Origin of the sequence: Paenarthrobacter sp. NPDC091669 (assembly GCF_044756725.1) — a bacterium.
GTDB classification, from domain to species: Bacteria; Actinomycetota; Actinomycetes; order Actinomycetales; family Micrococcaceae; genus Arthrobacter; species Arthrobacter bambusae_C.
This window is the reverse complement of record NZ_JBIVTK010000005.1, coordinates 257,693-271,771: the sequence shown is the minus strand read 5'-3', so window position 1 is coordinate 271,771 and position 14,079 is coordinate 257,693. Positions and strand designations below refer to the sequence as shown.

Genomic DNA, 14,079 nt, shown 5'->3' with positions numbered 1-14,079 from the left:
GCTTCCGGCCTACTTCCCGAAAATAACGTCAGCCGGAAGCTTCACAGGTGCGCTCAGGAAGCCAAGCTCGGCCAGGTTCTTGTTGGCGCGCTCGATGTCTTCAAGGCGCACCTCTTCGGGCCAGTAGTTCACGGCACCGGATTTAACCACCTCCAGTGGAGTCTTGGTGATCTCGGCACTGAGCTGCTGTGCTTCATCGATGTTGCCGTTTGCGTAGGCATTGGCCTTGTAGATGGCAGCTTGGAAACCTTCCATCGCCTTTTCCTTGGACTTCACAGTGTTCGCCCCCGCTACCCAGAGGCCAATCGCGCCCTGTTCAAAGAACTCGACGCCGGGCGAGGCCAGGAGCCTGTTGCCCTCCGAGGCGGCCTTGGAGGTGAACGGGGCAACGAGCGAGGCGGCGTCGACACGTCCGGAATTGAGTGATTGGAGTGCCGAGGACGGATCGAGGACCATCCAGTTCACTTTGGCGGGATCGCCGCCGTCGTCCTTGACGAGTTTGCTGACCGTGACCTCCAACTGTGCTTTACGCGCGGGGACGCTGACGCTCTTTCCTTCCAGGTCCTTGGGCCTGTTGATGTCCGAGGCCTGCTGCACCAGGAGTCCTGTGTCATCCACGCGGTTGAGGTCCGCCCCTTCGCTGGCACCGTCCTTGTAGCCGTCGGCTGCGGCGATGATCTTGAGCGGCACGTTCTGGCTCAGTGCATTCAAGAGCGGGATGGAGGGAGTGTAGGTGAGATCAATCTGACCGCTCTGGGCAGCTGCAATGCCGGCCGGTGGGTTGGCAATGACAGAAATCTCGACGTTGAGACCCTGTTCCTTGAAGTAGCCTTTGTCAGCTGCAAGGCGGATACCGGCGTCCGAACCGATGCCGATGGTACCCACCTTCAACGTGGTGGTCCCGTCTGCAGCCGGGGCGGCGGCCGGGCCCGGGCCTCCACCGCAGGCGGCCAACGACATGGACAAAACTGCGGCCAGGGCCAAGGGAATAGTGCGTCGTCGCATGGTGCTCCTTGAATCACGAATGGTTGAAAGGGAGTGGTCTAACTGATGGTTTGGTGAACTAGGTTGCTTGGTGGACAATGCGGCCGCCACTCAGGGTGAGCCTGACCTCTGTGTCGAGGAGCATTTCAATGTCCTCGTCCACCGGCCAGGGCTTGGACAGCAAGCACAAATCTGCTGTCATTCCAGGCGTCAAAGCACCCTTGAAATGCTCCGCGTGGTCCTGCCAGGCAGCGTTGGCGGTCATGGCAGCCAACGACTCCAAGCCGGTAATCCGCTCCGGGTCCCGCGGATTGCCTGGCTGGGAACGAGTGGCCCGGCAGACGGCTGCCACCACGGTGCGCCGCCAATCGGTACTGGTGACCGGAGCATCCGAGGCAAGGTTGAAATGAACTCCGGCTCCCGATGCTGACTGCAGGGGCTGATGCCGGGCGAAGCGATCCTCACCGAGGACCTGTCGCATGATGTCACCGGCCTCTTGGCGGATGAGGGGGTTGGTGCTGTAGCCAATGCCGTGGGTAGCCATGGTGTGAAGTGTCCCGGGATCACCGAAGGCGCCATGGATGATGTAGTGACGGTTCCCTGATGTCGTCGGACGTGCTGCGGGACCGTCGGCTGCTGCGATGATCGCCTCAACAGCGGCGACGGTGGCTGCGTCCCCCGTGGCGTGGACCCCTGCTTGCAACCCGGCGTCATTGATCAGCCCCAGTATTTTGTGCAGTTCCGCAACCCGCTCGCCGTCGGTAGCCCCTTGGACCACCAAACTTCCGTGCGTACACGACTTGCCATAAGGCTCACTCATCCACGCGGTGCCGCTGCGGGGAATTCCGTCCGCGAAGACCTTGACGCCCGCGATCCGCAACTGCGCCGGATCGATGCCGCGGTGACGGTACGCATCGGCCAAGCCGCTGCGCAGGCCTGCCTCAACCGCATGCGCATTGACTCCCCCGGTTCCCGCAAAGAGCATCAGGACGTTGATTCTCAAGGTCAGTTCATTCGCCGCGGCGAGGTCGCCCAGCAACTCCAGTGCCGCCGTCGAACCGGCACCGTCCATAAGTCCTGCGCTCGCCGGCCCCAGGCCCGGATCCGTGAGCGAAGTGATACCCAGCGAGTGCAATTGCTCCTGCAATGCCAGCAGAGCCGGCCGCATGGTGGAGGCCGGCACGGGCGGCATTGATCGCGAGAGAAGTTCCATGGCACCGTCCTGGAGCAGGCCCGTAGGACTGCCATCCGCCGCCCTCACGATCACCCCGCCGTCAATATCCGGCGTGTCGGTAGTGATACCAGCCCTTCTCAGCGCCTCACGGTTGGCCAGCAACTGATGCCCTGTGCTGTCGAACGCCACAACGGGCGTGTCGGGCCGTGATTCGAGCAGGACACCCTCTGCCGGACCAAGAAGTGCCTCATCCCAGCCATGGGCCCGCACCCAGCCGTCTTCCCCCGCCAGTGCTTCCCCAACGACATCGACGACGGCCGCCCAGTCCGGCGCCACCGCCGGCTCCAGGCGCACATATCCAAAAGCCGCCATGGCCGCCGATATGAAATGCAAGTGGGCATCGTTGATGCCCGGAATGACAGCCCCACCTGCTGCATCGATAACGTGCGTGTCAGGGCCAATCGATTGGCTTACGTCGTGGTGGCCCAGCGCTGCAATGCGGCCGCCCTTGACGGCCACGGCGTCACTCACGCGCTGTGGTTCCGCCGCGTCCATGGTGTGGACCGTGGCATTCACGATCACCAAATCAGCGAAATCTTCCATCAATTCTCCTCAAGTCACCGCATCCAAATGTGATGCAGACAACGTTCCTGAAAGAAGTATGTCGCTTGACTGGGTCACTTGACTAGGTTTTGGCGTAAAATTTCTTTCAGAGGACTTTTCCGCTCCCCGGCACGGCCGAAAGGTTGCCGCGGCGGATAGCGCCTACGATCGATGAGACCACTGGGTTGGTGAACCCGATCACAGGTGACAGAACGAGCTCACCGGTGACTGAAGAAGAGGAAGGTGAATGGATGGCCAGGGTTCCCGCCGAGGAAAGGCGGCTGCAGTTCGTCGAAGCAGCAGCAAGGGTGATCGCACAGGATGGCCTCGCCTCCGCGACGACACGACGGATTGCCAGCGAAGCCGAAGCCCCGCTTGCCGCACTCCACTACTGTTTCCGGAACAAGGATGAACTCCTTGAGGAGGTGTACAACTTCCTCAGCCGGGACTACGCCAAGGCCCTGGAGCCAGTGACCGATCCCGGCATGGGACTGCGCCACATGGTGGGCGCCCACGCCAGGCGCATCTGGAGCCGCATGCTGGAAAATCCCCACGAGCAAGTCACCACGTTCGAACTGCTGCTACGCCGGTTCCGGGTCGAAGCAGAAGACCAGCCTCAGGCCTTGCTCATGAACCGATCAATGTACGACGGCTGGGTCAGCTCAACCCTGGAGTTGTTCCGTGGAGCTGCTGAAGCAGCCGGCGAACCCGTCCCCGCCAATCTGGAGGACATCACGCGCTTGTTCATTTCGGGAATTGACGGCATCAGCATGCAGCATTTGGCCGACCCGGACGACGAACGGTCCGTGCGATTGGTTCAACTCATGGCAAAGTCACTCGCCGGAGCGCTCGACTACGACTGAGGCCGGCGCTTCATCACCAGGGACGTCACGACACCCAGCAGCAGCAGGCCAGCCGCGGCTGCCATGGAAACCACGAAGGCCGCACCCGGCCCCTGCGTCTCGGCCAGTTGCCCGGCCAGGTACGCGCCCAGCGCCGTACCCGCGACGATTCCGCTGGCGAGCGCTGTCATGACCGTCGCCATGCGGCCGGCCGGTGCCACGACGCCGCCAATGCTGAAGACGGTGACCATCACAGGCCCCACCGGAATACCCAAAATCAGCAAGACAAAGACCATCGGCCAAATACCGCCAGGCAAGAGCAGCAAAAGCGAAAAGGCCGACATCGCCAGGGCAGCCGCAACCCACCGCGAGGCCAGGCTGAACCGCTGCGGCCAGAACGCGACCGACAACGCCGCCACCGCAGAGCTCAAGCCCATCACCGCGTAGAGGATTCCCGCGATTTCGGCGGTGGCGTACTGGGCAGAGAAAGCACTCAACGCATTTTGCGTCGCCCCAAAGAAGGTGCCCATGCAGACCATTGCCAGTACAGGTACGGCAACCACGGCGCCGGCCCAACGGTTGCGGCGCGGACCAGCCTGCGGGGACTGTTCCTCGGAAAGCACGACGCCGGAAGCCGGCTTACGGGGTGCCGGAACCACGGCATGCTGGCTGGGGTGGACGGCGAAAGCCGGCACCAAGGTGATGGTCATGACCGCAGCCAGGGCGAGCGGCAACCACGGGGCCACCATGCTGGCCAGGACACCCACCAGCGCCGGGCCAAGGACGAAGGTGACCTCGTCCGCGGTGCCCTCGTAGGACAGCGCGGTATCAAGGTCGGCACGGTTTGCTGCCACGCTCCTGCTGCCGTGGGCAGCCGAGGGGGAAAGGTTGCGGGTAGTCAAAGCCATCCAACGGACCCTGGCCATCGGGCCAACTTGCGGGCAACTGGCACCGGCAAGGAATGCCACGATGAGGACAGCAACGGCGTCGCCTGCAGAACCATAGGCCGGCGTCAGGTAGGCCGCCGCAAGGAGCCCAGCTACAGCCAAAGCATTGATGACAGCGGCGACCAGGAGCACGATCCGCTGCCCTGCGCGATCGGCCAGGGAGCCGAGGACGGGGGCACCAAGGGCCGAACCAATGCCGACAGCTCCGGCAGCCATGCCGCCAATGGCGTAGGACTGGCTGACGGCCGTGACGAGGGTCAGGGTTCCGACGGTGAGCATGGCCAGCGGAAGCCGGGCGAAGAGGCCCAAAGGCAGGAAACCTGGCCCTGCAAGTTCCGGGAGACGTGCAAAACGGCCGGGCATGCGGGAGGGGCGTGAGGGTGCAGAAGACGCAGGCTGGGAAGCCACAGAAGATTTTTCCATTAATCCGGGTTCGCTAAAGGATGCGCATCGTCCCTCCTCCCGATGCGCGCGACCCGGTGTAACGGGTCAAGTCTATCGGATATGTTCCCAGCAGGAACTACAGCTTAGGCAGGAACCACTTCGGCAATTCGCACGGTGGATCCGTGGCGCCCCTTCACCACCTGCACCTGGCTGGTGATGCGTTGCTTCATCTCGGCAACGTGGCTGACCAACCCAACTACCCTGCCGCCGTCGCGCAGTCCTTCCAAAGCATCCATCACTTGCTCCAGGGCTTGGTCGTCGAGACTTCCGAAGCCTTCGTCGACGAACAGCGTCTCAATGTCCACGCCACCAGCCTCTTGCTGGACAACATCGGCCAGGCCCAGTGCCAGTGACAACGAGGCCATGAAGGATTCGCCACCGGACAAGGTGGAGGTGTCCCGGCGCTGGCCGGTCCACTCGTCCACCACTTCCAGCCCCAGCCCCGACTTTGCACCCCGTGCTGCCTTGGCATCCGTATGCTGCAAGGTATAGCGGCCATCACTCATGGCAACGAGCCGCTCGGACGCGGCGATGGCTACCTGTTCCAGCCGGCCGGCCAAAACATAGGTGTTCAGGCTCATCCGGTAACTGTTATCGCCGGATCCCCTCACGGTATCCGCCAACTCCGCCAGAAGCCGTGCCTTGTTCCGCGGCTCCTTGCCGGCGTCGGCGAGTTCCAGGTATGTCGTTCGAAAACGAGCCACAGCTTCGGACGACTTTCCAGCCAGGCCCGCAGCCAGAGCGGCGGCCCGGGCCTTGTCCGCAGCATCTGCTGCCAGCAGTTTGGTCCCGGCAAGTTCGGCCTCCGGCAACGGAAGCTCGCCAATACTTACTTCCTTCGCTGCCAGGACCAGGTCCTCGCCGGCAAACAGTTCATCGAGGCGGGATGATTCAGCGTCGAAGTCAGCAACATCCTTCTCAAGACCTACGACATCGGCGGGCGGCAGGAGTTCACGACGCACTTCTTCGGCAGATCCGAACCCGGATTCCGGCAAGACCCGGTTGAGGGAGGCTACGGCATCTTCCTGCGCCTGCAGGGCACTGTCGACGTTCCGATCAGCATCAGTTGCCGCCTGCAGCAGCGTGCGCTCAGCCGACAGGGCATCCAGCCTTTCACGCAAGCTCGGAAAGCTGCCCCTCAAACCAGACAGTTCCTTCTCCAGGTCAGCGTGCTGTTCCTCCAGCAGGGACACCTCCGAAGATGCTTGGGCTGCACTGGCCAGGGACCCGGACAGTTCTTCCTCCACGAGGACGATGCGTTGGGCAAGGGACTGCTGCCGGCTGCGCAGTGCCTCCAAGGACGCTGCTGCCTTGCGGGCCACCGAGAGAGCGTGCTGGGCATCCGCACGCTTGGACTCAGCGTCGGCTGCATCCGCTGAACCTCCTTGTGCCTTCAGCCCGGCGAGAACCTGTGCCGCCGCGGAGACTTGCTCGGCGAGCTCTGCCACGGTTTTCTCGCTGGCATCAAAGCGCTCTTTCAGCTCTTCCTCTTCCTGGGCAAGAGAAAGAGCTGATCGTACTGCGGCAGCTGGATTCGGGTGGTCTTCGCTGCCACACACGGCGCACGGTGTGCCGTCTTCCAAGGCCGCTGCCAGCTCCCCGGCTGCATTGGCGAGGCGCAGCTCGCGGATGTCGAGCCATTGTTGGCGGACATCCTGCGATGCCGACCGTGCTTGGAGATGCTTCCCGGTGATGTCCTCCAGGTCATCGGCGGCAGCGGCATAGCGAGCCACGATCCCTACCAACTCGGTGGCCGCGGCAGCTTCCCTTTCCAGCTCCGCCAGCTTCTGAGCCACAGATTCGAGGGACCCGATCTGTGACTCCACGGCGGCTACGTCTTCACGAAGCACGTCCAGCGCGGAGCGTGCCGTTTCCGATGCAACGGAATGCTCAGCTGTTTCGGCACGCTTGGCCACCAGCCGCGATGCCACTGCATCCAAGCGCTGCTCATCGGGAAGACGTGCCTCCAGCACAGCGCAACTCGCCTTGACGCTTTCAAGGGAAGCGGCAGGGTTTCCGGCGTCCATGCCTGCTTCGTCCATTTTGGAGCGAATCCCGGCCGCAAGCTCAGTGGCGGCCTGGAGCTTCCGTGCTGCGGAATCAACGGCTTCCAAATGGCCGCTGAGCACGGCAGCACGGCGATGCCGACTGAGCCTCTCCCTGTTCTCATGTGCACGGGGCGCCCCCAGCTCAAGCAGGATCCGTCGCTGCATCGCGGCGCCAAGGCGCCCGTGACGCTGCGCTTTCTCCTGGGCTTCCTGGAATTTCCCTGCGAGCCGGGTGGCCAAGGACTCCGCTTCGGCAGCCTCGTCCTGACGACGATGCCAGACGGCGGTCACCTCTGCTTCCGCCTCGGCAAGCCATTCCTCGGGCTCTTGTCCTGCAGCGGTGGCGGCAGGGGTGCCTTCTGACTGCCCTGGCCCGGTTTGGTGATCGTCCAGCTGTTGAAGCTCAGCGGCAACCCTCTCCAGCAGCGTGGACAGCTCCGAGGTATTCCCATGCACTTCGCTGGCCGCGACAGCAGCCTGCTGGGCGAGATGGCGTTCAACGGCTTCAAAACGTTGCGTGCCGAACAGTTTCTGGAGGAGTTCCAGGCGGTCCCCTGCCTTGGACCGGAGGAACGCGGCAAAGTCACCCTGTGGCAGCATGACCACCCTGGTGAATTGCTCCCGGTCCATTCCCAGGACGTCGGAGAGCTCAGCTCCTACCTCGTCATTCCTGGAGGACTTCTCTTCCCAGGATCCGTTCACCCGTTCGCGGAGGAGGGTTTTGGCCTGCTGCGTGGTGAAGCCATTGCGCCCACGGGCACTGGGACGATCCCAGGCGGGCGAGCGCGTCACTTCGAAACGACGTCCCCGGGCAGAGAACTCGCACACCACCCGTGGTTCAGCACCGGGAGCCGCGTGATCGCTGCGCAGCCGCTTGCCTTCCTGACGGGCGCCCGGAACGGACCCGTACAGGGCAAAACAAATGGCATCGAGGATGCTGGTCTTTCCGGCCCCGGTGGCGCCGTTGAGGAGGAACAGTCCCTGCGCACTGAGTTGATCGAAGTTGATGTGCTGGGGGGTGGCGAACGGGCCGAACGCCTCGATGTCCAAGCGGTGGATTCTCACAGCTCCGCCTCCTCCAACCGGACAGTTTCAAGGGCTTCTTTCAATGCGGCTTCTTCTGCATCCCCGGAACCGCGGCCCCGGACATGTTCCAGGAAGCCGCAGCAAACGTCGAGGTCATCTTCGGCTTCGGCGAGCCGGCTGCTGTAGCTTGTCCTGGTCCGGGACTCACCGCCTTCAGGGTCAAAGGCAAGGACGAGGGTGTCGGGGAAGCGGCTGCGCACCCTCTCCATCGCCTGGGCAGGCCGCTCGGCATCAGTCAACGTGATCTGGCAGTAAGCACCTTCCGCCCACGCATGTTCCTCGGATGCCAGCAGTTCCTCCAGCGGGCCGCGCAGGATGGCCAGTGGTTTGGGCGACTCCCACCGGACCTCTTCAACCCCGATGACGCCGCCTGCGCCGATGTCTACGAGCCAGGCACCCTTGTGGTGCTTGGCTTCCGAGAAGGAATAGGCCAGCGGCGAGCCGGAGTAGCGGACGTTGGGAGCCAGCTCCTGGCGCCCATGGAGGTGGCCCAACGCGGTGTAGGCGAAGTCCTCGAAGAGATCCAACGGCACGGCTCCCAGTCCGCCGATACTGAGGTCCCTCTCACTGTCCGAGGTAATGCCTCCACTGGCGAAAGTGTGCGCAAGGACTACTGGGTAAACCGGTCCGGCTTCCCGGCGGTGCTCCACATCACGCCGAATCCGGTCCACAGCTGCCAAAGTGACATCGAAGTGGTTGGCGGTATCGACGCCCATGCGCTCAGCCACCAGCCGGGGCTCAAGATAGGGAATGCCGTAGATGGCCACGTCCCCGCTGCTGCGGTCCGATCCCAGCGGCAAAACCACAGGTACGTCCAGGTCCTCCACCCGGGTACGGAGGTGCACTCCCCCGCGTTCCAACAGCCGGGAGGCAAAGCCCAGCCGGATGGCGGAGTCGTGGTTGCCGCTGGTCAAGACGACGGCAGCGCCCGCCTGAGTGATCCGGACAAGGGCATCATCGAGAAGTTTCACCACATCCAGCCCCGGCAAAGCGCGGTCGTACACGTCGCCGGCTATCAGGACGACGTCAATGGTTTTGGCTTCGACAACCGATACCAACTGGTCCACGAAATCGCGCTGGGCTTCGAGCATGCCAACGCCGTGAAATGACCGGCCGAGGTGCCAATCCGAAGTGTGAAGTAACCGCATATTCCCAAGTTAACCGGGGGCACCGACAATAAAGCGAAGGCCAGCCGACCGCCGTCGATCCTGTCTGGTTTCTAGCCCTTTTTGCCGTCGAAGAAGTCACGGGCGTCATCGTCGGCGGCCGCAGCAGGTACAGGCGCCGGGTTGACGGTGTTCTCCTTCGCAGGAGCCTGCTGCGCCTTGGCACTGCCGGTTTCAGTGGCTTCCTCCGTGGGATCGTGATCGGCGTCGAACGCGTCATTGACACCGTCAACATGGGCGGCCTGGAGATCAGCTGACCCGGCACCGTTGCCCTCCGCAAGCCCCTGGAAGCCACGGAAGACCAGCCCTGCCAGCGCCGCGCCCAACAGCGGTGCCACCCAGAAGAGCCACAGTCCTTCGATGGCCCAGGAAGAGCTGAAGAATGCCTGTGCCGTTGCCCGCGCAGGGTTGAAGGGCAGGTTGCCCAGGACCTGGCCGAACTGAAGCAGCACAACCATGGCCAGGCCCACAGCGAAGGGAGCCAAGGCAGGAAGCGCCCTGCGGCCGGCCGTCGCCCCAAGGAAAACTGCAACAAGCAGGGCAGCACCAAGGATTTCAACCATCAGGACGCCGGCCATCTGCGTTTGGGCCGCAGCATGGTCACCGTAGCCCGGTGCCACGACATCGAAGGCCGCCCGGGCATCCTTCAGGACGGGGACCGTGGTGACCACAAAGTAGATCAGCGCGGCACCGACAACGCTGCCGATGAGCTGCGCCGCCAGGTAGGCCACGGCGGCTACGGCCCGGATCCGGCCGGCAACCAGGTTGCCCAGCGTGATGGCCGGGTTGAAGTGGCCACCGGACACATGCCCGAACGCCAGCATGGCCACTGTCACAGTGAGCCCTGCGGCGAGGGCCACCGGTACGGGCGCCCCGCTGGGGTTGGAGAAAATCCCGACACCCACCGCCACGACCACAATGAACATCGATCCCAAAGCTTCAGCCGACAACCGGGCAGTGAGCCCCGGTTGGTGGTCGGGTGTGGCCTGTACAGGAGAGGTCATGTCTGAAGGTGTCCTTACGGTTGATCTGGATGCTGGCCCCGCAGTGTGCTGCAAGCCCTTAATGTGCGGCTGACGACTGCCCGGCGCGCCAAAGGCGTTGGTAGGCCGGGCTGGAAGCCGATGGCCCTTGAGCATTGTTCCAGCCGAGTCTGGGCAGTTGCTGAATCCTGCCTCCGAGCTTAGCCGCCCAGTGCTATGGCCGCGATCGCCGTACCGCCAAGGCACATCACCGCCACAGTGCTAACCAGCACCAGACGCGCGGAAGCAGCGTTGTTTCCGGTCTGGAGTTGTCGTGAGCGAACCCACACCACGGAGGCCAGGACAATGGTGGCGGCGGCCGCCATGAGGGCGCAGATGCCCTGGTAGTCAAGGCCCGGGAGCCCTGCGACGACGCTGGCGGTGGATGGCTGGGACGTCAGCCAGCTCCGCCAAATAAACAGGTCAACCACCACCAAGGAGATCAAGGTCCGGCGCCATGCCAGGGTTGTGCGCTCCGGTTGAAGGCCGGGATCACGGACGTCCACACTCACAGGATGTCCTTCATCACCGGGCCACCAGGATCAGCACCGCGAAGGCGAAGGCCGCCAGAGCCACCACGATGGTCATGAACATCATGACGCGGGAGAACGGAAGAGCTTGGTCGTTGCGCATGGCCGCTTCCATCTGCCCCCACCTGCGGTAGGACAAGGCAGCCAAACCCGCTCCAACCAGGGCCAGCAAGACGCAGAGGACCAGCCTGACGGGGGTCGGCGCGATGTTGGGGGCCAACTGGTCGACAGCCACCGCCCCGGCAAGCAGGGCCAGGGAGGTGCGGATCCACGCGAGGAAGGTCCGTTCGTTGGCAAGCGAGAACCTGTAGTCAGGTGTCTTGCCGGTCCGTCGCCAAGCAGGTTCACGCACGCAGTCCCTCCAGGGTTCATCGGTGCCGGGCAGCTTCCCCACCATACCAGCGGGCGTTTGCGGGCACGGTAAGTTACTGGCATGAGTGTTGAACCTTCCTCCCCCGTTGCGCCGTCCTTCGAATCCCGTGTCCACGGCTCACTTTTGGGTGGAGCACTGGGCGATTCCCTTGGTTATGCCGTGGAGTTCGATTCCATCGCAGCGATCCGCGCGCACTATGGTGCCGCCGGACTGACCAGCTTTGGACAACTCAAGGACGCGAGCCACTTTTCCGACGACACCCAGATGACGTTGTACACCGTTGATGGCCTGGTTGAAGCACTCGAATGGGCGAACGACGGTGTGGCAGCTGACGAGATCGCCTGCCTGTGGCTCGCCTACCTGCGGTGGCTCAACACCCAGGACGTCGCCGTAGCCTCTTCCGCCCCCGTACCCCAGCCCCGGTGGATCGACGCCCAGGACGTGCTCCGGCACCGTCGCGCACCGGGGAACGCGTGCCTGAGCGGCCTGGCAACCGGCCAGATGGGTACGGTGGCGCGCCCGGTCAATCCCGACTCCAAGGGATGCGGTACGGTGATGCGCTCGGCCCCCTTCGGACTGATTCCCCACATCTCCCGGGAGGCTGTCTACAAGCTGAGCTCCGATGCCGCGTCCCTGACGCATGGGCACCCCTCGGCCCGCCTCAGCGCAGCGGCATTCAGCCTGCTGATCCATCACCTCGTGGCCGGACACGACGTCCGCACTGCTGCCAACGAGGCACTCGACTACGTGAACGGAGTTCCCACCAAGGCTCCGGAACTCGGCGAAAGGCTGGCAGCGGCCTTGCAGTTGTCCCTGCAGTCCACCATCCTGAACCCTGAAGACCTGACCGCAGCGCTCGGCGAGGGCTGGATCGCAGAGGAGGCACTCGCCGTCGGGCTCTACTCCGTTTTGGCCACAAGCGGCACCTCACCGGCGGACCACTTCCGGAATGCAATCGCCGTTGCCATCAACCACAACGGCGACAGTGACTCCACCGGATCCATCGCGGGCAACATCCTGGGCGCCTTCTACGGCGAAGAATGCCTGCCGGGCGACTGGCTTGAGGCTTTGGAAGCACCCGGGGTCATCCGCGGCATGGCGGGCAGGCTCCTCGCCGTCACCACTGGCTGACGGGTATTACGTGCTGCGCAGCGTGATGTTGTTGCAGGCCTCGCAAATATCGTCCGGAATGAGGCCACGGCGCTGCAGGAAGCCGAAGATCGCGCAGCCGAGGCAAAACCCGACGAACGCTTCCAAGGAGGCCGCCACGATCAGAAGCGCCAGAAGGAGCCACGCGGCCGGCTGGTAGTCAATGAAGAACAGCACGACGGCGGCACTCGTCAACGCGGCGCCGATGCCTTGCGCGAAACGCTTTGGCGGACCGGCCACCAGCTTGGCGTGACCGATCCGTGGTGCCAGGACCTTGACAGAGAGCAGCGCCAGCGGAGAGATCCGGGGACCAAACAGCACGCGGAGCCAGAAGCCGGCGGCAAGAGCCACCAAACCCCAGCCCCAGCCGGTCAGCAGGGTTGCGACAGCCAGGACCACTACCAACCCTGCCGTGATGCGCGCGGCGTATTCGTTCACGGGGTTGGGAAACGCGAAGACAGCCCGCCAAGCAACCCCAGTCGCAGGACGCACAGGAACATCGGCTTGCCGGCGAACAGGTGCTGGAGGAAGTGAGGGCTTGGTCATGCCCCAAGGCTAGGAGCGCAACTCTTCCAGCGGGAAGCATTGTTGCGCAGTATGACCGTTTGCGGGTCAGGCCCCGCCCACCATTTGCAGGAACTCGCCCTCGGACACGACCTCGATCTGCTGGCCCTTGGCGTGCAATTCCAGGACCCGCTTGGCTTTGCCAGTGAGTCGTCCGGCACGCAGGTCGCCTGCCACGAAGCCATCGCCAACTATGAGCACGGTGGTCCTTGCCGTCACCCGGCTTTCGGGGCGGGCTCCCATGTCCGCGGCCCTCGATTTGGCTTCCGGCCGCGTGATCGCGAGATCACCCGTGAAAACCACGGTCTGGCCGAACAAAGGGTGCCCTGGCTCGGCAGCGGGATTGGGCAAGGGGTTGGGCCCTTCCTCAGGCCAGGCCGACCATCCACTGGGGCCGCCAATGGCTCGTTCCAGAGCGCCCTCCGCAGCACTTCCCGTTTTGGCCGCGAGCGCAGAGAGGGTCGCTTTGGAGAGGCCCTGCGCGGGATCGAATGCCGGCTGCTGGGGGAGGTTAAGGCCCAGGGAAAGGTAGAGTTCGGCGATGCTGTTGGCATTGTTCCGCCGGGCGATGTCCACCAGGATACCGGCACAGGCCCGGGCGTCCTCGGCGGCATCGTGATGGTTGACCAAGGGCACGCCGGCCTCTTCCGCGGCATACGGTAGGGAGTTTGACACCAGCGAGTAGCAGCGCCGGGACAGCATCACCGTGCAGACATAGTCATAGGCCGGTCCGGCAAGACCTGATACTTCAAGACCGGAACGAATGACGCCGAGATCAAAAGCAGCGTTGTGCGCGGCCAGGACGTCGCCACCTATGAACGCGCCGATTTCCGGGAAGAGCTCACCGAACCGCGGGCGGCCGGCAACGTCCTCAGCGCGGATGCCGTGGATGCGGGTGTTGTGGAACTCGAAGTGATCGTGATTCTCCGGCGGGCGCATCAGCCAGGACGCTTCCTCCACCACAACTCCACCGCGGACTTTGCTGAGGCCTACCGAACACGGCGACCCCCGGAAGCCGTTGGCTGTTTCAAAGTCGATCGCCGTAAAGTCCAATGCCACTGGACAAGGTTACAGCCGAAAAAGGCCGCCCCATCCGATTTGCGCGGTGGGGCGGCCCTTCCGGCCTGCATTGTGGTCAACGCGACAT

At 63.8% G+C, this 14,079-nt stretch carries 12 protein-coding genes; 2 read left to right on the top strand and 10 right to left on the bottom strand.

Annotated elements, in window-relative coordinates; all coding sequences use genetic code 11:
- Positions 1–9 precede the first annotated feature (9 nt).
- Both ACIQLI_RS10960 and ACIQLI_RS10955 read right to left on the bottom strand, forming a co-directional pair.
- Complete coding sequence (locus tag ACIQLI_RS10960; protein ID WP_400388059.1) at positions 10–1,005, bottom strand: ABC transporter substrate-binding protein; 996 nt, start codon at positions 1,003–1,005, stop codon at positions 10–12.
- A gap of 58 nt (positions 1,006–1,063) precedes the next feature.
- A complete protein-coding gene (locus ACIQLI_RS10955) occupies positions 1,064–2,761 on the bottom strand; it encodes an amidohydrolase (protein WP_400388056.1) in 1,698 nt (565 codons plus the stop codon).
- A 224-nt stretch (positions 2,762–2,985) separates the two neighbouring features.
- On the opposite strand from ACIQLI_RS10955, the gene ACIQLI_RS10950 reads away from it, so the two are divergent.
- Entirely contained in the window at positions 2,986–3,624 is a 639-nt protein-coding gene (locus ACIQLI_RS10950; protein WP_400388053.1) for a TetR/AcrR family transcriptional regulator, read from the top strand.
- Here ACIQLI_RS10950 and ACIQLI_RS10945 read toward each other — a convergent pair.
- The 6 genes from ACIQLI_RS10945 to ACIQLI_RS10920 form a co-directional block, all read right to left on the bottom strand.
- Positions 3,615–4,973: an MFS transporter gene (locus ACIQLI_RS10945; protein WP_400388050.1), complete on the bottom strand. Its 1,359-nt coding sequence runs from the start codon at positions 4,971–4,973 to the stop codon at positions 3,615–3,617. The genes ACIQLI_RS10950 and ACIQLI_RS10945 overlap by 10 nt on opposite strands.
- Positions 4,974–5,077: 104 nt before the next feature.
- A complete protein-coding gene (locus ACIQLI_RS10940; protein WP_400388047.1) occupies positions 5,078–8,107 on the bottom strand; it encodes an AAA family ATPase in 3,030 nt (1,009 codons plus the stop codon).
- Positions 8,104–9,276, bottom strand: coding sequence for an exonuclease SbcCD subunit D (locus tag ACIQLI_RS10935; RefSeq protein ID WP_400388044.1), 1,173 nt, complete (start codon positions 9,274–9,276; stop codon positions 8,104–8,106). The genes ACIQLI_RS10940 and ACIQLI_RS10935 overlap by 4 nt, the downstream gene beginning before the upstream one ends.
- A 71-nt stretch (positions 9,277–9,347) precedes the next feature.
- Positions 9,348–10,298 (bottom strand): aquaporin, encoded by a 951-nt coding sequence (locus ACIQLI_RS10930; protein ID WP_400388041.1) that lies wholly within the window; start codon positions 10,296–10,298, stop codon positions 9,348–9,350.
- Positions 10,299–10,477: 179 nt separating this feature from the next.
- Entirely contained in the window at positions 10,478–10,828 is a 351-nt protein-coding gene (locus tag ACIQLI_RS10925) for a DUF202 domain-containing protein (RefSeq protein ID WP_400388038.1), read from the bottom strand.
- Between the two features lie 13 nt (positions 10,829–10,841).
- Positions 10,842–11,198, bottom strand: coding sequence for a YidH family protein (locus tag ACIQLI_RS10920; protein ID WP_207593876.1), 357 nt, complete (start codon positions 11,196–11,198; stop codon positions 10,842–10,844).
- Between the two features lie 81 nt (positions 11,199–11,279).
- On the opposite strand from ACIQLI_RS10920, the gene ACIQLI_RS10915 reads away from it, so the two are divergent.
- Entirely contained in the window at positions 11,280–12,350 is a 1,071-nt protein-coding gene (locus ACIQLI_RS10915; protein WP_400388034.1) for an ADP-ribosylglycohydrolase family protein, read from the top strand.
- A gap of 6 nt (positions 12,351–12,356) precedes the next feature.
- On the opposite strand, the gene ACIQLI_RS10910 is transcribed toward ACIQLI_RS10915, so the two are convergent.
- Both ACIQLI_RS10910 and ACIQLI_RS10905 read right to left on the bottom strand, forming a co-directional pair.
- Complete coding sequence (locus tag ACIQLI_RS10910) at positions 12,357–12,914, bottom strand: DUF4395 domain-containing protein (protein ID WP_400388031.1); 558 nt, start codon at positions 12,912–12,914, stop codon at positions 12,357–12,359.
- A 66-nt stretch (positions 12,915–12,980) separates the two neighbouring features.
- Positions 12,981–13,991 carry an exonuclease domain-containing protein gene (locus ACIQLI_RS10905; protein ID WP_400388028.1) on the bottom strand — a complete coding sequence of 337 codons (1,011 nt, stop codon included), beginning with the start codon at positions 13,989–13,991 and terminating at the stop codon, positions 12,981–12,983.
- Positions 13,992–14,079: the final 88 nt, after the last annotated feature.